The organism is Variovorax sp. AC194, assembly GCF_979257995.1.
In genome coordinates, this window is sequence record NZ_OZ409823.1 from 2,075,684 (window position 1) to 2,094,959 (window position 19,276).

The 19,276-nt window shown below is 70.2% G+C and carries 18 protein-coding genes; 14 read left to right on the plus strand and 4 right to left on the minus strand.

The window, feature by feature from the left end:
* Positions 1-141: 141 nt before the first annotated feature.
* The 8 genes from ACZYRS_RS09980 (at position 142) to ACZYRS_RS10015 (ending at position 8,254) form a co-directional block, all read left to right on the plus strand.
* Entirely contained in the window at positions 142-1,155 is a 1,014-nt protein-coding gene (locus tag ACZYRS_RS09980) for an ABC transporter substrate-binding protein (RefSeq protein WP_463419105.1), read from the plus strand.
* Positions 1,156-1,193: 38 nt separating this feature from the next.
* On the plus strand, positions 1,194-2,321 hold the full coding sequence (locus ACZYRS_RS09985; RefSeq protein WP_463419106.1) for an LLM class flavin-dependent oxidoreductase: 1,128 nt from the start codon (positions 1,194-1,196) through the stop codon (positions 2,319-2,321).
* A gap of 3 nt (positions 2,322-2,324) precedes the next feature.
* Entirely contained in the window at positions 2,325-3,149 is an 825-nt protein-coding gene (locus ACZYRS_RS09990) for a class II aldolase/adducin family protein (protein WP_463419107.1), read from the plus strand.
* A gap of 116 nt (positions 3,150-3,265) precedes the next feature.
* Positions 3,266-4,267: an ABC transporter substrate-binding protein gene (locus tag ACZYRS_RS09995; RefSeq protein WP_463419108.1), complete on the plus strand. Its 1,002-nt coding sequence runs from the start codon at positions 3,266-3,268 to the stop codon at positions 4,265-4,267.
* On the plus strand, positions 4,264-5,319 hold the full coding sequence (locus ACZYRS_RS10000; protein WP_463419109.1) for an ABC transporter permease: 1,056 nt from the start codon (positions 4,264-4,266) through the stop codon (positions 5,317-5,319). Before ACZYRS_RS09995 ends, ACZYRS_RS10000 begins: the two co-directional genes overlap by 4 nt.
* Entirely contained in the window at positions 5,292-6,101 is an 810-nt protein-coding gene (locus tag ACZYRS_RS10005; protein ID WP_463419110.1) for an ABC transporter ATP-binding protein, read from the plus strand. The genes ACZYRS_RS10000 and ACZYRS_RS10005 overlap by 28 nt, the downstream gene beginning before the upstream one ends.
* A 1-nt stretch (position 6,102) precedes the next feature.
* On the plus strand, positions 6,103-7,260 hold the full coding sequence (locus tag ACZYRS_RS10010) for a c-type cytochrome (protein ID WP_463419111.1): 1,158 nt from the start codon (positions 6,103-6,105) through the stop codon (positions 7,258-7,260).
* 22 nt (positions 7,261-7,282) lie between these two features.
* Positions 7,283-8,254 carry an ABC transporter substrate-binding protein gene (locus tag ACZYRS_RS10015; protein WP_463419112.1) on the plus strand — a complete coding sequence of 324 codons (972 nt, stop codon included), beginning with the start codon at positions 7,283-7,285 and terminating at the stop codon, positions 8,252-8,254.
* A 24-nt stretch (positions 8,255-8,278) separates the two neighbouring features.
* On the opposite strand, the gene ACZYRS_RS10020 is transcribed toward ACZYRS_RS10015, so the two are convergent.
* Positions 8,279-9,334, minus strand: a complete 1,056-nt coding sequence (locus tag ACZYRS_RS10020) for an AraC family transcriptional regulator (protein ID WP_463419113.1) — start codon at positions 9,332-9,334, stop codon at positions 8,279-8,281.
* A 198-nt stretch (positions 9,335-9,532) separates the two neighbouring features.
* Here ACZYRS_RS10020 and ACZYRS_RS10025 point away from each other — a divergent pair, with 198 nt between their 5' ends.
* A complete protein-coding gene (locus ACZYRS_RS10025; RefSeq protein WP_463419114.1) occupies positions 9,533-10,015 on the plus strand; it encodes a response regulator transcription factor in 483 nt (160 codons plus the stop codon).
* Between the two features lie 33 nt (positions 10,016-10,048).
* Here the strand turns inward: ACZYRS_RS10025 and pdxR are convergent, their stop codons facing one another.
* On the minus strand, positions 10,049-11,533 hold the full coding sequence (gene pdxR, locus ACZYRS_RS10030) for a MocR-like pyridoxine biosynthesis transcription factor PdxR (protein ID WP_463419115.1): 1,485 nt from the start codon (positions 11,531-11,533) through the stop codon (positions 10,049-10,051).
* A 128-nt stretch (positions 11,534-11,661) separates the two neighbouring features.
* Between pdxR and ACZYRS_RS10035 the strand changes: the two genes are divergently transcribed.
* Positions 11,662-12,381: a GNAT family N-acetyltransferase gene (locus tag ACZYRS_RS10035; RefSeq protein WP_463419116.1), complete on the plus strand. Its 720-nt coding sequence runs from the start codon at positions 11,662-11,664 to the stop codon at positions 12,379-12,381.
* A gap of 9 nt (positions 12,382-12,390) precedes the next feature.
* Here ACZYRS_RS10035 and ACZYRS_RS10040 read toward each other — a convergent pair whose 3' ends face one another.
* The gene (locus tag ACZYRS_RS10040) at positions 12,391-13,362 is read right to left on the minus strand and encodes a LysR family transcriptional regulator (RefSeq protein ID WP_463419117.1); all 972 of its coding nucleotides are present in this window, start codon (positions 13,360-13,362) and stop codon (positions 12,391-12,393) included.
* 140 nt (positions 13,363-13,502) lie between these two features.
* Here ACZYRS_RS10040 and ACZYRS_RS10045 point away from each other — a divergent pair, with 140 nt between their 5' ends.
* Positions 13,503-15,071 carry a M20/M25/M40 family metallo-hydrolase gene (locus ACZYRS_RS10045; RefSeq protein ID WP_463419118.1) on the plus strand — a complete coding sequence of 523 codons (1,569 nt, stop codon included), beginning with the start codon at positions 13,503-13,505 and terminating at the stop codon, positions 15,069-15,071.
* A 29-nt stretch (positions 15,072-15,100) separates the two neighbouring features.
* Here the strand turns inward: ACZYRS_RS10045 and ACZYRS_RS10050 are convergent, their stop codons facing one another.
* Positions 15,101-15,952 carry a symmetrical bis(5'-nucleosyl)-tetraphosphatase gene (locus ACZYRS_RS10050; protein WP_463419119.1) on the minus strand — a complete coding sequence of 284 codons (852 nt, stop codon included), beginning with the start codon at positions 15,950-15,952 and terminating at the stop codon, positions 15,101-15,103.
* Between the two features lie 23 nt (positions 15,953-15,975).
* Here ACZYRS_RS10050 and ACZYRS_RS10055 point away from each other — a divergent pair, with 23 nt between their 5' ends.
* The 3 genes from ACZYRS_RS10055 to ACZYRS_RS10065 are packed head-to-tail and all read left to right on the plus strand — an operon-like array spanning position 15,976 to position 19,274.
* Positions 15,976-17,286: a hemolysin family protein gene (locus tag ACZYRS_RS10055; protein WP_198786901.1), complete on the plus strand. Its 1,311-nt coding sequence runs from the start codon at positions 15,976-15,978 to the stop codon at positions 17,284-17,286.
* A gap of 16 nt (positions 17,287-17,302) precedes the next feature.
* The gene (locus ACZYRS_RS10060; protein ID WP_463419120.1) at positions 17,303-18,280 is read left to right on the plus strand and encodes a protein kinase family protein; all 978 of its coding nucleotides are present in this window, start codon (positions 17,303-17,305) and stop codon (positions 18,278-18,280) included.
* A gap of 25 nt (positions 18,281-18,305) precedes the next feature.
* On the plus strand, positions 18,306-19,274 hold the full coding sequence (locus tag ACZYRS_RS10065; RefSeq protein ID WP_463419121.1) for a VWA domain-containing protein: 969 nt from the start codon (positions 18,306-18,308) through the stop codon (positions 19,272-19,274).
* Positions 19,275-19,276 lie beyond the last annotated feature (2 nt).

Consider the following 19,276-nt stretch of genomic DNA (forward strand, 5'->3'; position numbering starts at 1 on the left):
TTCCCGCACGGTACCGGCCTGTCGGCGCGCCGAAAACGACGCATCCCGCATATGCAAACTCGTTTTTCTGCGTTCGCATTTGCGGGGCGGCTCGGTACGGTCACGCTTGCCTCCAGTGCTGGAGAAGAAAGACCGCAACGCATGAAATTCGATGTCCCGCTCGATCGCCGCAGCCTGCTGCAGATGGCCGCCGCATGGGCCGCTGCCGGCCTGGGGAGCAGCGCCGCGCAGGCCGCAGCGCCGTCGCGCGACCAGGCCTCACTCTCGGGCGTCACCCTGCGCGTCGGCACCTACAAGGGCCTGTGGCGCCCGCTGCTGCAGGCCTCGGGCCAGGCCAACACGCCCTACAGGATCGACTGGCGCGAGCTCAACAACGGCGTGCTGCACATCGAGGCCATCAACGGCGATGCGCTCGACCTGGGCTCGGGCAGCGAGATCCCGCCGGTGTTCGCGGCGCGCCAGAAGTCCAGCGTGCGCCTGGTGGCCGTGACGCACGAAGACCTCAACAACCAGGCCACGCTCGCACGCAAGGACGCACCGATCCGCTCGATCGCCGACTTCAAGGGCAAGCGCGTGGGCTACGTGCGCGCCACTACCTCGCACTACTACCTGGCCAAGCAGCTGGCCGAGGCGGGCCTCTCGTTCAGCGACATCCAGGCCGTGAGCCTCACCCCCTCGGACGGCCTTTCGGCCTTCGCGCGCGGCGACCTCGATGCGTGGGCCATCTACGGCTACAACGGCCAGATCGCGCGCACCCAGTACGGCGCGCGGGTCATCAAGACCGGCGTGGGGTATCTCTCGGGCAACTTCCCGATCTACGCCAACCCGCGCGCGCTGGACGACACGCTGCGCCGCGCGGCATTGAGCGACCTGCTGCAGCGCCTGCAGCGTTCGTTCGCATGGATCAACGGCAATTTCCTCGCCTATGCGCGCGCGCAGTCGGCCGAGACGCGCGTGCCGGTCGGCGACATCGTCGAACTCTTCAACGGCCGCAGCGGCGACTACAGCCTCGGCCCGGTCACCGACGCGGTGGTGCGCAGCCACCAGGACGTGGCCGACACCTTCCTGAAGATCGGCGTGCTCGACGGCCCAGCCGATGTGAAGCCGCTGTGGGACCGCAGCTTCGAGAACGCGCTGCGCCTGCCGGCCGCCTGAAAACACCCCCAACACCTCGACACAACACAAGGACACCCATGAGCCAGACCACGCAGAACACCCAGAACGACGTTGAATTCATCGGCATGATCCAGGGCCAGAAGGTCTCCGAAATCCACGCGGCCAAGGGCCCGGCCATCGACCGCGACTACGTGCGCGCGTTCGCAGAGGCGCACGAGAACGCCGGCTTCGACCGCGTGCTGGTGCCGCACCATTCGACCGGCCCCGATGCCACGCTCACCGTGGCGTACGCGGCCTCGGTCACCGAGCGCATCCACTTCATGCTCGCGCACCGCCCGGGCTTCGTCGCGCCCACGCTCGCGGCGCGCCAGTTCGCCTCGCTCGACCAGTTCAGCGGCGGGCGCCTGGGCGTGCACTACATCTCGGGCGGCTCCGACGAAGAGCAGCGCCGCGACGGCGACTGGCTCGACCACGACCAGCGCTACGCCCGCACCGACGAATACCTGGACGTGCTGCACAAGGTGTGGACCGCCGACAAGCCCTTCGACCACGAAGGCGCGCATTACCACTACCAGAACGCGTTCTCCGAAGTGAAGCCGCTGCAGACGCGCAACGGCAAGCCCCATGTGCCGGTGTATTTCGGCGGTGCGTCGGAGGCGGCGATTCCGGTCGCCGGCAAATACGCCGACGTGTATGCGCTGTGGGGCGAATCGCTCGACCAGGCGCGCGAGCTCACGACGCGCGTGCGCGCAGAAGCAGCCAAGCACGGGCGCAGCGTGCGCTTTTCGGTGTCGTTCCGCCCGATCCTCGCGGAGACCGAAGAGGCCGCGTGGGCGCGCGCCGAGAACATCCTGGCCGAGACGAAGCGCCTGCGCGTGGTGCAGGGCTACAACCGCGGCGGCCCGCAGCAGAGCGAGGGCGCCAAGCGCCTGCTGGCCGCGGCCGACAAGGGTCCGCGCGTGGACAAGCGCCTGTGGACGGCCGTCGCACAGGAAATCGGCGGCCGATCCAACAGCACCGCGCTCGTCGGCACGCCCGAGCAGGTGGCCGATGCGCTGCTCGACTACTACGACCTGGGCGTGACGACGTTCCTCATCCGCGGTTTCGATCCGCTGGAAGACGCGACCGACTACGGACGCGAGCTGATTCCGCGCACGCGCGAACTCGTCGCGCAGCGCGCGCAATCGCAACGCAAGGCGGCCTGAGCGATGAGCGCTGTTCTCTCCATCGACCGCAACGCGGCCCAGCCGCTCAAGCTCAACCCGAACCCGCAGCAGAAGTACTGGTTCGACCCGGTCCCGCCGCGCACCAGCGTGCAGGCCGAGCGCCGCCACCGGCAGGAGCGCCTGGCGGGCGCCTTCCGCCTGTTCGCACGCTTCGGCTTCGCGCAGGGCCTGGCCGGCCACATCACCGCGCGCGATCCGGAGCTTGCCGATCACTTCTGGGTCAACCCGCTGGGCATCCATTTTTCGCGCATCAAGGTGTCCGATCTGCTGCTCGTCAACGCGAAGGGCGAGACGGTGATCGGCGACCGGCCGCTCAACAAGGCGGCCTTCGCGATCCACGCCGCGATCCACGAGCACAACCCGAAGATCGTGGCCGCGGCCCATACGCACTCGACCTACGGCAAGGCCTGGTCCACGCTGGGCCGCAAGCTCGACACGATCACGCAGGACAGCTGCGTGTTCCACGACGACGTGGCGCTCTTCGACGACTTCACCGGCATGGTGGTCGACACCAGCGAAGGCGACCGTATCGCGCAGGCGCTGGGCGACAAGAAGGGCGCGATTCTCAAGAACCACGGCATCCTGACCGCGGGCCCGACGGTGGAGGCCGCCGCGTGGTGGTACATCGCTCTCGACAACGCCTGCCACACGCAGCTCCTCGCAGAAGCCGCGGGCAAGCCGCAGCCCATCGACGAGGAAACAGCGCGCCATACGCACAGCCAGATCGGCGGCCCGGAGGGGGCCATCCATTCCTTCTACAGCCTCTACGAAGGCCTCGTGGAAGCGGAGCCCGAGCTGCTGCTTTGAGGCCAGGACCCGTTCAATAGAAACCGTTCACGCTGAGCTTGTCGAAGCGCCGCGCAAGGCTTCGACAAGCTCAGCCCGAACGGCTCGTAACGCATGACATCTTCCGGAATCCGCCTATGACTGCATCCCTTTCCCGCCGCAGCGTCGTGCGCACAGGCGCCGCCGCCGCCGTGGTCGCCTCGGGCGGCCTGATCGCCTCGCAGGCCTTCTCGCAGCAGGCGCGCAAGCTCACCTTCGCATGGAACGCCGCCGCGTTCTGCCTCTCGCCGGTGGTGGTGGCGCAGGAGCGCGGCTACTTCGAGCGCAACGGGCTGCAGGTCGAGTTGATCAACTACACGGGCTCCACCGACCAGCTGCTCGAATCGCTCGCCACCGCGAAGGCCGATGCGGCCGTGGGCATGATCCACCGCTGGCTCAAGCCGCTGGAGTCGGGCTTCGACGTGAAGATCGTGGGCAGCTCGCACGGCGGCTGCGTGCGCCTGGTGGGCGCCAAGGCCGCGGGCGTGACCAACCTGGCGAGCCTGAAGGGCAAGATCATCGGCGTGTCGGACATCGCGAGCCCGGGCAAGAACTTCTTCTCGATCCTGCTCGCCAAGAACGGCATCGATGCCGACCGCGACGTCACCTGGCGCCAGTACCCGGCCGACCTGCTGGACATCGCGGTGCAGAAGGGCGAGATCCACGCCATCGCCGACGGCGACCCGAACGTCTACCTGATCGAGAAGCGCAACAAGGGTGCGTTCGTCGAGGTGGCGAGCAACCTCTCGGGCGAATACAAGGACAAGGTCTGCTGCATCGTCGGCGCGCGCGGCGAGCTGGTGCGCAAGGACAAGCCGACCGTCGCGGCGCTCGTGCGCTCCATCGCGCAGGCCTCGGACTACGTGGCCGAGAACCCGAACGAATCGGCCAAGCTCTTCGCCAAGTACTCGCCCAAGGTGCCGATCGAGGACCTGCGCGCGCTGCTCGGCACGCTCACGCACAACCACCATCCGCTGGGCAAGAACCTGCGCGACGAGGTGGCGTTCTACGCGCGCGATTTCCGCAGCGTCGGCGTGCTCAAGAAGACGACCGATCCGGTGCGCTTCGCGGAGCACGTGTCTTTCGATCCACTGGCATGAGCGCGGTCATCGATCGGGTGCTGGAGGCGCCGACCGCGTCGGGAAGCTGGCGCCCTACCGAGGCCGCCAAGGCCGCTCTCCCCGCGCGCGCCGCCGAAGGTTTCTGGCGCACCGGCGTGCTCGCGACGGCGGCATGGCTCGCGCTGGGCCTGCTCACGGTCTACTGGCCGAACAAGGCCGTGGGCTTCAGCGACTGGGCGTACACGGACGAGTTCGGCATCGCCGCCATCGCCGTGGGCGCGCTGCTTCTGGCCGTCGCGTTGCTCGGCTCGCGCGCAGGCCGCGTGGCGCGCGTGCTGCGGCCCGCGGGCCCGTGGCTCGTCGCATTGCCGGTGCTCTTCGCCATCTGGGAGATCGCGACGGCCAAGCTCGCGCTGCTCCCCACGCCGTTCTTCGCGCCGCCGCAAAGCCTGGTCGAGACCTACATCGACGACTGGCGCCGCCTCGGCGAAAGCCTGCTGCATTCGGCGCGCCTGCTCGCGCACGGCTTCATGCTCGGCGCGCTCGCTGGCTTTCTCACGGGCGTGACCATCGGCTGGTCGCGCATCGCGGGCTACTGGGTGCATCCGGTGCTGCGCTTCGTCGGGCCGGTGCCGGCCTCGGCGCTGCTGCCGCTCGCGTTCTTCTTCTTTCCCTCGAGCTATGCGGCGGCGGTGTTTTTGATCGCGCTCGCCACGGGCTTTCCGGTGGCGGTGCTCACCTGGTCGGGCGTGGCCGGCGTCAACCGCAACTACTACGACGTGGCGCGCACCATGGGCGCGAGCGAGCGCTTCCTGGTGCTGCGCGTGGCGATTCCCGCCGCGCTGCCGCAGGTGTTCGTGGGCCTCTTCATGGGGCTGGGCGCCGCGTTCTCGGTGCTCGTGACCGCCGAGATGATGGGCGTGAAGGCGGGCCTGGGCTTCTACCTCTCGTGGGCGCAGGGCTGGGCCTCGTACTCGAACATGTACGCCGCGCTGATCGTGATGGCCGTGCTGTGCTCGGGCCTCATCACGCTGCTCTTCAAGGTGCGCGACCGCGTGCTGTCGTGGCAGAAGGGGACCGTGAAGTGGTAGCCATTGCCGACACCGCTGTGCGCCAGGCCGGCGCGCGGATCGACATCCACGGCGTGAGCCACTGGTTCGATGTGCTGGCGGGCCCGCTGCAGGTGCTCGACGACATCGACCTCACGGTGAAGCCCGGCGAATTCGTCGCGCTGCTCGGCCCGAGCGGCTGCGGCAAGTCGACGCTGCTGCGGCTGGTCGCGGGCCTGGAGCCCGCCACCGCCGGCCGCATCACGCAGGACGATGTGACGATCACGCGGCCCGATCCGTCGCGCATCGTCGTCTTCCAGGACCCGACGCTCTACCCGTGGCGCAGCGTGTGGGACAACGTGGCGCTCGGCCTGCAGGCGCGCGGCGTGCTGAAGGCGCAGCGCGGGCGTGTGGACGAGGCGCTCAAGCTCGTGGGCCTCACCGATTTCGCCAAGGCCTTTCCGCACCAGCTCTCGGGCGGCATGGCGCAGCGCGTGGCCCTGGCGCGTGCGCTGGTCAACGACCCGCAACTGCTGGTGCTCGACGAACCGCTCGGCAAGCTCGATTCGCTCACGCGCATCGCGATGCAGAGCGAGCTGGTCAACCTGTGGCAGCGCGCGGGCTTCTCGGCGCTCCTGGTGACGCACGACGTGGAGGAGGCGCTCTTCCTCGCCAACCGCGTGATCGTGCTGAGCGACCGGCCGGCGCGCATCGCGGCGGAGATCGTGGTCGACCTGCCGTATCCGCGGCATCGCGGCCACGCGCGGCTCGCAGAGCTGCGGCACGAAGCGCTGCGGCACCTGGGGCTCGACGCCACCTGGTGAGATGAACAGCACGCCCGAGGCCGATTGGCTCAACCTGCTGATCGGCCTGCTCCAGGGCGCGCAGCTGCAGCTGCTGCGGGTGCTCGATGCGCTAGGGTTCGCAGCGCAGGCGCATGGCCAGCCGGCGTGGCCGTGGGCGTTGCGGCTCTCGGGCGAGAACCTGCTGATCGATGCCGGGCAGGCACGCAGCCTCGCGTGGACGCTGGTGTGCGTGGCCGTCGCGGCGCTGGCGTTGCTGCTTGCGCTGGCCTGGCGGCGTCCGCGGCTCTACCTCTTCGCGCTGGTGCCGATGCTGCTGATCGCAGCGCCCTGGCCCGAGGCGCACGTGGTGCTGGTGCCGGCGACGCCGACGAGTTTCCAGTCGTCGCCCACGGGCTTCACCGCCGCCTCCATTGCCAAGGGCCGCGTGCTCTATGCGCAGAACTGCGTGGCCTGCCATGGCGCGGACGGCAAGGGCGAAGGGCCGCTGGCCGCTTCGCTCGCGGTGTGGCCGCCGAACCTCAGCGGCCCGCTGCTGTGGCGGCGCGCCGATGGCGACCTGCTCTGGCGCATCCTGCACGGCACGCGCGATGCGCAGCGGCAGCCCACGATGCCCGGCTTCGCCGCGCGGCTGGACGAAGCCGACGCCTGGGCGCTGATCGACTACATGAAAGCCCAAGGCGCGGGCCAGAGCCTGCGGGCGCTCGGCAACTGGCCGCAGCCCATCGGCCTGCCCGACATGGCGGTGCGTTGCGGCGCGCAGCCGCCGCGGCTGCTCGCGAGCTGGCGCGGGCAGCGCGTGCGCATCGTGGCAGGCAACGCCGCGCCGGCGGAAGACCCGCGGCTCGTGACGGTCCAGTTGGTCGCGCCTTCGGAAGCCGCGCCGGCCGCAGCCGATTGCGTGGCCGATTCGCCCGCCGCCTGGGAGGCGCTCGCTCTCATCGCCGGCACCGACCGCCTCGCCGGCACGCAGCTCATCGCCGACCGCGACGGCTGGCTGCGCGCGCGCGGCGAGCCCGGCAAGGCGGGCTGGTCCGACGACGACCTGCTGTGCCGCAGCGAACGCGCGCCTGCCGCGTCGGCGAGCGGCACCGCACTGCCCGCCGATGGGCTGGGCGCACTCATTGCCCGCATGGACGCGGAGCCCGTGCGCTTCGTCAAGGGCGGCTTCATTCACTGACTTTTTCAACGGACCCGAACCCATGACCTCGAACCTCGACACCTCACGCCGCAAGCTCCTCACCCAAGGCCTCGCCGCCGCCACGGCCGCCGCCTTGCCCGCCTTCTCGCTGCCGGCCCGCGCCCAGGGCCGCCCGGTGCTCAAGGCCGGCGACCAGAAGGGCGGGCTGCGCGCGCTGCTCGAAGCGGCCGGCGGGCTCGAGGGGCTCGGCTACGACATCCAGTGGTCCGAATTCCCCGCGGCCGCGCCGCTGGCCGAAGCGCTGAATGCGGCGGCGGTCGATTCGGGCCCCATCGGCGATGCGCCGCTGATCTTCGCGCTGGCCGCGGGCACGCGCGTCAAGGCCATCGGCGCGAACCGCTCCGACTCCTACGGCACCGCAGTGCTCGTGCGGCCCGATTCGCCGCTCAAGAGCGCGGCCGACCTCAAGGGCAAGAGCATCGCGACCAACCGCGGCTCCATCGGCCACTACGTGACGCTGAAGGCGATCACCGCGGCGGGGCTGAAGCCCGAGGAGGTGAACCTCCGCTTCCTCGCGCCGGCCGACGCCAAGCTCGCGCTCACGCAGGGCTCGGTCGATGCCTGGGCCACCTGGGAGCCCTACACCGCGCTGGCCGAGGTGAGCCGCCATGCGCGCGTGCTGGTGAGCGGGCGCGGGCTGCTGCCGGGGCTGAGCTACCTCGCCGCGACCGACGCGGCCATCGCGGCCAAGCGGCCGGTGCTGCAGGACTTCCTGCAGCGCGTGGTGAAGGCGCAGCTCTGGTCGTACCGCAACGTCGATGCCTATTCGGCCGCGCTGGCCCGCATCATCGGCATCCCGCCCGAGGCGGCGAAGCTGCAGTTCGAGCGGCGCCAGCAGAAGTGGGTGGCCATCGACGCGCAGGTCATCGCCGACCAGCAGGGCACGGCGGATTTCTACCGGCAGGTGGGGCTCATCAAGCAGCCGCTCGATGTGAAGGGCACGTTCGACACCGGCTTCGGCGTCGCCGGCTAGGCGTCGCAGGTCAGGTGCCGCGGGTCAGGCGGACGGCAGTTGCCAGGGGTCTGGAGGATCGGCCCGGTACGTCTGCGAGAGCGCGCGAAACTCCTGCGGTGCCATGCCATAGGCCCGGCGAAAGGCGCGGGTGAAGTCCGACGCGCTCTTGAAGCCGACCGCATAGGCCACGTCCGTCACCATCATGTGCGGGTAGCGGGCGAGCTCGTCGGCGGCCTGGCGCAGCCGCAGGTGCCGGATGTAGGCGCCCAGGCCCCCTTCGTGCTGGAACATGCGGTAGACCGTGGGGCGCGGCAGGTGCAGCGCGTTGAGCACGCCTTCGGGCGTGAGTTCGGCCCGGTGCAGGTTCGCCTGGATGTGGCGCCGCACCCGGCCGAACAGCGCCGCCCGTGCCGCCGAGCGCGCATTGCCGCTCAGGCCCGCCTGCTTGCCGAAGGCCGCGACCACCAGCTGCGCGGCCGTGCGCACGGCGCTGTCGGCCGCGGCGGCGGTCATGGCGGAGATGTTCGCCCCGAGCGCCGCCACGTGTTCGAGCGCCAGCCGCGTGAGCGGCGTCGTGTCCTGCACCGTGCGGCCGTGGATGGCCTCGGGGTCGGGAAAGGTCTCCTGCACCAGCGCGGCCGGCACGAAGAAGGTGAGCACCCGGCAGTGGCTGCGCCGCATGCGCACCGGCTGGTTCATGTCCAGCGCCAGGATCTTCGCGGTGGGGATGGCGGCGGACGCGCCGTGCCGCAGCGCGATGTCGTCGACGCCGCCCTCGGCGAACACGTGGAAGACGTAGTCGCGCACGCTGTCCGTGGAAATGCGCGCCAGCGAGCGCTCCAGCAGCATCGCGTCGGAGCGGCAGTCGGTGAAGAGGAGGCCCTCGACCTTGTAGCGATCGATCTCCGCCCGGAAAGGCTGTTCGACGTCGGCCTTGGACGGCAGCACGTCGATCACGTGCCCCACGCGCTCCCGCCAGGCCAGCAGTTGCCGCTGCCGCGGCTCGCCCAGCACGCTGAAGTGGCTGTGCGCCACGCCGCCGCCGTGTGCCGCAAGCAAGGAGGCCGGGGAGGTGCCTCGGGGGGGCAGAAGGGTCATTGGGAGGGAAAGTTCGCGAGCTGCGACGGCGAGATTCCTGCACCAATGAACGGGAAAAACCGTTAAAAAAAGCGCAGAACCGACGGAATTCTCTCAATAACTGAGACGGACGGTCAAGTCCGCCGAACCGGTGCGACCACTCTTGCCTTCGCGCGGCCGCATGGCCGAACCCGATTTCTTGAGCGAGCGAGTACTGAAATGCCCACAGGAAAAACCGATCCCTCTGCAACTGTTGCAACCGCCGCCACTGCAGGTACGTTCGGTCATCTCTACAACGAGGCCGACGAGGACGAACTGGCCGCCCTGATGTTTTCCATGGAGCGCGGCGAAGCGCCCGGCGCCACGCGCATCGCGCGCCACATGCTGGCCCTGATCGCCGCGGCCGCGAAATCCCGGGCGCCTTCGGCCATCGAGACGAAGCCGCGCACGGACGGCGCATCGCCCGCGGGCGACGCGCCGTCGGGCGGGCCGCTGTCGCCGCGCGAGCTGCAGGTGCTGCAGATGGTGTCGCAGGGGTGGACCAACCGCCGGATCGCCCAGGCGCTCAGCCGCTCGGGCAACACCATCGACACGCAGATCAAGAGCATCTACCGCAAGCTGGACGTCAACTCGCGGACCCGGGCGGTCCGCAAGGCGATGGAGCTGGGCCTGCTGAGCTGGGACGCGGGCCGCGCGCAATAGCAATGGCCGGTTCCGCCAGCTCGTGCGAGCGCGTCAGGCGCCGCTGCGTTCCGCGGCGCGCGCCAGCTGCGACAGGCGCTTGACCAGCGGCTCGAAAAGCTCCGCCGACGTGTTGCCGTAGCCCAGCACCAGCCCGTTGTCCGACGGCAGCGGCTGCACCGCGAAGCTCGACAGGGCCACGGGCGCCAGGTGATGGCGCAGGGCCTCGGCGGCGATCTGCCGGTCGTCGAAGCGGGGCGGCAGGCGCACGGTCAGGTGCAGGCCGCAGTAGCCGCCATCGATCTCGTGCGGCACTTTCAGGTGCCGGGTCAGCGCCAGCCGCAGCGCCTGCTGCCGGTCGCGGTACAGCCGCCGCATGCGGCCCAGGTGCCGGCCGAACTGCCCGCTCTCGATGAAGTCGGCCATGGCCAGCTGCTCGTGGCGGTGGCCGCCCCGCAGCATTTCCTCCAGCGGCGCCTGCACGCCGGCCACGAGCTGCTCGGGCAGCACGAGGAAGCCCAGCCGCAGCGACGGGAACATCGTCTTGCTGAAGGTGCCGATGTAGAGCACGGGCGCATCGGGCACCAGCCCCTGCATCGCGCCGATGGGCTCGCCGGTGTGGCGGAACTCGCTGTCGTAGTCGTCTTCGATGATCCAGGCGCCGTGCGCTCGCGCTTGAGCGATCAGCGCGAGCCGGCGCGCGATGCTCAGCACCGCGCCGGCCGGGTACTGGTGCGAGGGCGTCGTGTAGACCAGGCGCGGCGGGTGCTCGCGCCAGTCCCGCGCGCTCGCGCAGAGGCCCTCGGCATCGACGCGGATGGGCACCATGCGCAGGTCGCCGGCGCGCATGGCCGACTTCACGCCGCGGTAGCCGGGCTCTTCGATCCAGCCCGTTTCGCCGGGGTTCGACAGCAGCCGCACGCACAGCGAGATGGCCTCCTGCGCGCCTTCGGCGATGACGACCTGCCGCGGCGCGCAGCGCACGCCGCGCGCGATCGCCAGGTGCCGCGCGATGGCTGCGCGAAGCCGGGGCTCGCCCAGCGGGTTGCCGTAGCCGAGCGTGGCCGGGCTCGCGGTGCGGATGGCGCGGTCGAGCGCGCGCCGCCAGGCGGCCGCGGGAAAGTGCGAGAGGGCCGGCACGCCGGGGCGCAGGGCCGCGTCGGGTTCGGTGAAGGGCGTGCCGGGCTTGATGGCGGCCAGGCGCCGCGCGGTGGCGGGCGTGGCGGGCGTGACGGCCGATTTGCCGGCGCGCCGGGGCAGGGCGGGCGACGACAGCTTGGTCACCCGCGTGCCCTGGCGGTCGGGCTGCACGTAGCCCTCGGCGGCCAGGTGCTCGTAGGCGGCGGTGACGGTGTTGCGCGAAATGGCGAGCGCCTCGGCCAGCGCGCGCGAGCCCGGCAGCCGGCTGCCCGGGGCGAGGTGGCCGTCGAGGATGGCGCGCTTCAGGCGCTCGTGCAGCTGGCGCTGCATCGGGCCGGCGTCGCGGTCCCTGGCGAGCGGTGATTCGAGCAGTGCGGCGAGGTCTGGCGGGTTGGGCATGAAAGCGAGGGGCGGGCGTGGCACCACGAAATGAGCGCATCGTGGCACTTCTCATGGCGCCACGGTGGACGTACTTTAGCGTTCTCCGGCCTCGCCGCTTCCTCGATCCTTGAAAGACGCTTCATCCCATGCCAGCCCGCCACAACGAATTCGGCCAGTCCCTCGGCCCCCTCATGCCCGAATGGAGCGCCCGCCCGCTGCCGCCGCGCGAGCCCCTGGAAGGCCGCTATTGCACGCTCGAGCCCGTGAACGCGACCGGGCACGCCGACGACCTGCACGCCGCCTACGCGCAGGCCCCCGATGCCCGCGACTGGACCTACCTGGGCGTGGAGCGGCCCGCCGATCCGAATGCCATGCGCGCCCACATCGAGCGCCTTGCGCAAACCACCGATCCGCTGCATTTCGCCGTCATCGACAGGCAGAGCGGCCGGGCGGTCGGCACGCTCGCGCTGATGCGCATCGACGCGGCGAACGGCGTGATCGAGGTCGGGCACGTCAATTTCTCGCCGCTGCTGAAACACACGCCCACGTCCACCGAAGCCCAGTACCTGCTGATGAAGCTGGCCTTCGACGTGCTGGGCTACCGGCGCTACGAATGGAAGTGCGACAGCTTCAACGAGCCCTCCAAGCGCGCGGCAGCCCGCCTGGGCTTCCAGGCCGAGGGCGTATTCCGGCAGTACAGCATCTACAAGGGCCGCAGCCGCGACGCGTCCTGGTTCTCGGTCATCGACAGCGAATGGCCCGTGCTGCGCACCGCCTTCGAGCGCTGGCTCGCGCCGGAGAACTTCGACGCGCAGGGCAAGCAGCGCATGGCGCTGGACAAGTTCCGGCTGCCGCGCGCGGACTGAGGGCGGAACTCACGCGGCCTTGCGCGCCTTTGCCGGCTTCCTGGCGGGCGCCTTCTTCGCCGCCGCATGCGCGCCCGGCTCGGGCAACTGCTCGCGCAGGTAAGCCAGGAAGGTGCGCACCACCTCCGGCAGCGTGCGGTCGGCCAGCGTCTGCAGCTCGACCGCGCGTCCGCGCATGCCGGGCTCGCGGATCTCGGCCGCGTGCAGCTCGCCGCGCTGCACGCGCTCGCGCACGGTGATCTCTCCGGTGATGGCGAGGCCGCCGCCATGCAGCACGAAATTGGCGAGCGCCTCGAAGCGGTTGCTCACCAGCACGGGCTCGAACACGAGGCCGCGGTTGCTGCAGCCCACGTCGAACAGCTGGCGCACGGTGTTCTCGGGGCTGCTGAGCGCGATGGGAAAGGGGTGCATCTGCGCGAGCGTCACGCTGCGCGACTTCGCCAGCGCATGGTCGGGCCGCATGATCGCGAACACCGACGCCGGCTGGCGATGCGCGACCCGGATGCCGCGCACCGCCGCGCGGCTGTAGGTGAGGCCGATGTCCGCCTCGCCGAGCAGCACGGCATCGCTCACCTGCGTCGGGCCGGTGGCATCGAGCCGGAACCGCACGCCCGGGTACTCCTCGCGAAAGGCCGCGATGGTGCGCGGCAGGAACTCGTTGGCGAAACCCGAAGAGCAGGCGATGCGCACCCGCCCGCTCAGCGGCCCCTGCAGCGCCTGGATGTCCGAGAGCACCCGCTCGGCCTCCAGCGCGCCGCGCAGCGCGTGCGCCGCCAGCAGCTCGCCCGCGGCGCTGGGCACCATGCCGCGCGGGCGGCGTTCGAAGAGCGGCACCCCGAGCAGCGCTTCCAGCGTGGCCACCTGGCGGCTCACGGCCGAGATGCTGACGTTCAGCCGCGCGGCCGCCTCGGTGAGCGAGCCGGTGCGGGCCACCTCGAGGAAGTAGCGCAGCGAGGTTTCCTGGAGGCGGCGGCTTGGCATTGGGAGTTGGGGCGGCGGTGCGCGAGGTTTGCGGGAAATGCAAAGGTAGCTCAAGAAAATAGCAATTGCCGAAAAGGTGCGCGCTTTTTATGCTGCACAGACAACCCTCCTTCGTCCTGCTCCCTTCTCCGCTGCCATCCATGCCCATCGATTTCGCGCTCGCTCATTCCCCCCGAAACACCCGCCGCCTGATGGCACTGGTGCCCACGGCCGTCCTGCTGCTGGCCCATGGCCTCGCAGGCGCGGCCGAACTCTCCCCGGCCCTTGCCGAGCGCCATGCGCAGGCCACCTACCGCGAGTACTTCGACCTGCTGGCCCTGCCCAACGACGCCACCGTGCCGGAAGACATCCGCAAGAACGTCGACTGGCTGGAGCAGGCCTTCCAGAAGCGCGGCTTCAAGACGCAGCAGCTGCCCAACAACGGCAAGCCGATGCTCTACGCCGAGTTCCCGGGCAGCGACCCCGCGCGAAAGACGGTGCTCTTTTACATGCACCTGGACGGCCAACCGGTCATTCCCGCGCAGTGGGCGCAAAAGAGCCCGTGGACGCCCGTGCTCAAGCGCAAGACGGAGAAGGGCGAGTGGGAAGAGATCGATTCGGCCCCGCTCTTCAGCGGCCCGCTCGACCCCGAGTGGCGCGTGTTCGGCCGGGCCTCGGCCGACGACAAGGGCCCGATCATGATGATGCTCGCCGCCATCGATGCGCTGAAGGCCGGCGGCGGGCAGCCGGCGGTGAACGTGAAGGTGATCCTGGACAGCGAGGAAGAAAAGGGCTCCCCCTCGATCAGCCAGGTCATGCAGGCGCACCGCGAACTGTTGCGCAGCGACGCCATCGTGATCCACGACGGCCCCATGCACGCGACCAACCGGCCCACGCTGGTGTTCGGCAACCGCGGTGCGGCCGACGCGCGGCTCACCGTGTACGGCGCCAAGGTGCCGCTGCACAGCGGGCACTACGGCAACTACGCGCCCAACCCGGCGCAGCGCCTGGCGAGCCTCTTGGCCTCGATGAAGGACGACACGGGGCGGGTGACCGTTCCCGGCTACTACGACCACGTGAAGATCGGCGAGGCCGACCGCAAGATCATGGCCGCCGTGCCCGACGACGAGGTGGCGCTCAAGCGGCGCCTGGGCATCGCGCGCACCGACCGCGTCGGCGCCAACTACCAGGAGGCGATGCAGTACCCCTCGCTGAATGTGCGCGGCATGGCCTCGGCCGCCGTGGGCGACAAGGTGGCGAACATCGTCCCCGACAAGGCCGAGGCCGAGATGGACCTGCGCACCACGCCCGATTCCGATGCGCCGTACCTGGGCAAGCTGATCGAGGCGCACATCGTCAAGCAGGGCTACCACCTCGTGAAGGGCGCGCCCACCGACGAGGAGCGCGCCCGCTACGACAAGATCGCGAGCTTCAGCTACCGCAGCGAGGGCGCCGACGCGGCGGGCTCGCCGATCAATTCACCGATCGGCCAATGGGCCTACAAGGCGCTGACCGACACCTTCGGCGCCACGCCCGCGCCGGTGCGCATCCGCATGATGGGCGGCACCGTGCCGACGGCGGAAATCGTGCGCGTGCTGCAGGTGCCCTTCGCGATCATTCCGCTGGTGAACGCCGACAACAACCAGCACGCGGCGAACGAGAACCTGCGCATGGGCAACTACGTGACGGGCGTGCAGACGGTCTACGCGCTGATGACGCACGGGCTCTGAGCGAACGGGGCGCTCACCACCCCCTCCTTTCAGGCCTGCTTGCCGGGCTTCTGCGCCGCTTCGCACTTCACCTGGATCAGTTCGCGCTCGGCCAGCGTCGCGCCGATGCGCACCGCGCTCAGGCAGCCGCCCCAGACGCAGCCCGTGTCGGTGGAGAGCAGGTCGGGCCGCGAGAGCCAGCCGAGCGTGGACCAATGGCCGAAGGCGACGGTGGCGGCCGCGGTCTTGCGGCCCGGCACGTCGAACCAGGGCAGGAGGCCCTCGGGGGCGGGGATGGCGCCGTCCTTGGTCTCGAACTCCATCTCGCCTTCTGGCGTGCAGTAGCGAAGGCGCGTGAGCGCATTGACGATCACGCGCAGGCGCGCGCTGCCGGTGAGCGCGTCGCTCCATTGCGCGGGCTCGTCGCCGTACATGGTGAGGAGGAAATCGCCGAGCGCGGGGCCGCGCAGCACCGATTCGACCTCCGACGCGAGAGCGAGCGTGTCGCCCACGGTCCACTGCGGCAGCACGCCGGCGTGGACCATCAGCAGGTCGCCGCCCCCGACCTGCATGTGCAGCGCCATGTGCTGGTGGCGCACCCAGTCGAGCATCGCCTCGCTGTCGGGCGCGGCCAGAAGGCCGGCCAGCGTGTCCTTGCGGCCGGCCTTGCGCGCGCCGTGCGCCACGCCCAGCAGGTGCAGGTCGTGGTTGCCCAGGAGGCTCTGCGCCGAGGCGCCGTAGCCCTGCACGCGGCGCAGCACGGCGGCCGATTCCGGCCCCCGGTTGACCAGGTCTCCGAGCAGCACGAGGGTGTCGCGGCTGGGGGAGAAATCGATCTCGCCGAGCAGCCGCCCGAGGGCAGGGTCGCAGCCCTGCACGTCGCCGATACAGTAAAGTGCCATTCCCTCATTCTCTCCCCCTGTTCATGGATGTCTTCCTGCTGGCCTTGCTGACCACCCTCAATGCGGTGTTCGCAATGTCCGAAATGGCCCTTTCAACCAGCCGGCGCGCACGCCTCGCAGCCCTGGCCGAAACGGGGGACACCGGCGCGGCCGCCGCGCTGAAATTGATGGAATCGCCCACGCAATTCCTCTCGACCGTGCAGATCGGCATCACCTCGATCGGCATGCTGAGCGGCATCGTCGGCGAGGCCGCCTTCGCCGCGCCGCTGGCGGTGTGGATGGAAAGCGTTGGCATGGGCGCGGGCACCGCCAGCATCGCCTCCACCGCGGTGGTGGTGACCTGCATCACCTTCTTCACGATCATCTTCGGCGAGCTGGTGCCCAAGCGCATCGGCCAGCTGTATCCCGAGCCGGTGGCGCGCTGGGTGTCGCGCCCGATGCGGGGCCTGGCCAAGGGCGCCAAGCCCTTCGTGTGGCTGCTGGCCGGCGCCACGGCCACGATGCTCAAGGTGCTGCGCATCGATGCCAATGCGGCGCGCTCGGTGACCGAAGAAGAAATCTCGGCCAGCCTCGAAGAAGGCGTGGATGCCGGCGTGATCGAGCAGCACGAGCACCAGATGGTGCGCAACGTGTTTCACCTGGACGACCGGCGCCTGTCGTCGCTGATGATCCCGCGCGCCGACATCGAATGGCTCGACGCCTCCAACACCGTATCGCAGGCGCTGCAGAAGGTGGCGGATGCCGCCGCGCTCAACCTCGTGCACTCGTGGTACCCCGTCTGCCGCAACTCGCTGGACGACGTGGTCGGCGTGATCAGCGTGGCGCACCTGCTGCGCCTGGGTTCCGCCCACAAGGGCGTGCTCGGCCAGGAGGCCACGCCCGCGGTGTTCGTGCCCGAGACGCTCACCGGCATGGAGCTGCTCGAGCAGTTCCGCGCCCGCGCCGGCCGGCTGGTGTTCGTGGTCGACGAGTACGGCGTGGTGCAGGGCCTCATGACCCCGCGCGACCTGCTCGAAGCCATCACCGGCGAGCTGCAGCCCGGCATGCAGACCGACGCCTGGGCGCGGGAGCGCCCCGATGGCGTGTGGGAGCTGGACGGCCTCATGCCCGTGTCGGAGTTGCGTGCGCGCCTCGGTATCCGCGAACTGCCCGAAGAAGAGCGCGGCCGCTACAACACGGTGGCGGGCCTTTTGATGTCGGTGTCGGGCCGCCTGCCTGGGGTGAGCGAACGCATCGAATGCGCGGGATGGATCTTCGAGATCGTGGCGCTCGAAGGCCGCCGCATCGACCGCGTGCTGGCCTCGCCCGACCCCGCGGCGCCGCGCGACGAATAGGCAGGCACGAGGCGCCATGCTGTCATTGCTCGCACTGAGCTGCCCGCAATGCTCCGCGCCGTTGCCGCGCGCCGCGCGGTGGCGCACCGTCAACTGCAGCTACTGCGGCGCGACCATCACGCGCGGCGAGGAAACGGTGGAGCGCGAGAGCTTCCGCGCGGCCTTGCGGCGTGCCAATGCGGGCACGGCGAGCGGGCGCATCGTGCAATGGCGCGGCGCGCGCTACCGTGTGCTGGCGCCGCTGGGCTTGGGCGAGCACAGCGAAGTGCTGCTGGCCGAACGGCTTGGCGCGGTGCCCGAGCGCGTCACCTTGAAGCTCGCGCGCGAGGTATCGGACAACGATGTGCTGCTGCGCGAAGGTGCGGTGCTGCAGGCACTGCAAAACCTGTCGGTTCCTGGCGCCGCCTACTTCACGCGCCGGCTGCCGCAACCGTTGGGCACGGGCATCGCCGAGGGCCTGGGCGACGGCAAGCGCCAGGCGCTGGTGCTGCGCCATCCGACCGGTTTCTGGGGCAGCCTGCAGGACGTGCAGCAGGCCAACCCGCAAGGCATCGACGCGCGCCACGCCGTGTGGATCTGGCGCCGCATGCTCGAGGTGCTGGCCTTCGTGCACGGCGCCGGCTGGACGCACCGCGACCTTTCGCCCGCGCATGCACTCGTGCATCCGCGCGACCACGGCGTGCTGATCGTCGGCTGGTCAGAGGCGCGGCAGGCCTCGGGTTCCGCGCATGCGGCCGCGGCGGCGCGCGATCTCGCGCAAGCTGCGTGGACCGTGCGCGCCGTGCTGCACGGCGGCGCGGCCGGCGACCCCGGCTTCGGTACACGCACACCCGCGCCATTGGCCGCACTGCTGCGCCAGTGCAGCGAAGACACCGCCTCCTGCGAACGCCTCGGCGCGCAGGGCATCGAGCAGGCGCTGTCGGCCGCATCGCGCGAAGCCTTCGGGGCGCCGCAGTTCGTTCACTTCGATCCCGCGCCGCGTGTCGGCGGCTGACTGACATTCCATTCAAGGAGCACCCATGGGTTACGGAAACTACTCGCACGCCGCGCACACCGCGCTGATCGCCGACCGCGCCGCCAAGCCCGGCGCCGAGGTGTTCACGCAGACCGCGACGCATGCGCTGATGAACCCGCACGGCCTGAAGGTGCGCGAGTCGCGCGACAACGCCGACCACCCCAACTCGCTGGGCATCGTGTTCGCGCTCGACGTCACCGGCTCCATGGGCGACATCCCGCAGACCCTCGCGCGCCGCGAGCTGCCCACCTTCATGAAGCTCCTGACGGACTGCGGCGTGGCCGACCCCCAGCTCTTGTTCATGGCCATCGGCGACGCCACCTCCGACCGTGCGCCGCTGCAGGTCGGCCAGTTCGAATCGACCGCCAACCTCATGGACCAATGGCTCACCTGGAGCTACCTGGAAGGCGGCGGTGGCGGCAGCGGCGAAGAGAGCTACGAGCTGGCCTTCTACGTGATGGCGCAGCACACCGACATGGACTGCTGGGTCAAGCGAAAGAAGCGCGGCTACCTGTTCGTGACTGGCGACGAGCTGCCGTACCCGGCGGTGTCGCGCCACCAGATCGAAGGCCTCATCGGCGAGAAGCTCGACGAGGACATTCCCATCGAGGAAGTCATCGCCGCCGCGGCCGAGACCACCCACCTGTTCTTTTTGATTCCCGACGCGCAGCGCCGCCGCCGCTGCGAGCCGCGCTGGCGCGAGCTGCTGGGCGATCACGTCATCTGCATGGATTCGCCCGACGACGCCTGCGCCGTGGCGGCCGGCATCGTCGCGCTCACCGAGAAGGCCGTGCCCAACCTGGACGGCCTGGCCAAAGTGATGGGCGCGACCGGCATGGCCAAGGAGCGCGTGGGCGGCGTGCTGCATGCGCTCGATGCGTATGCCGCGCTGCTCGACCCGACCGCGCCGCGCCGCGCGCCGCCTGCCGCGAGCGGGCCGCGCTCGTCGTGGTGGAAGCGGCTGTTCGGCTGAAC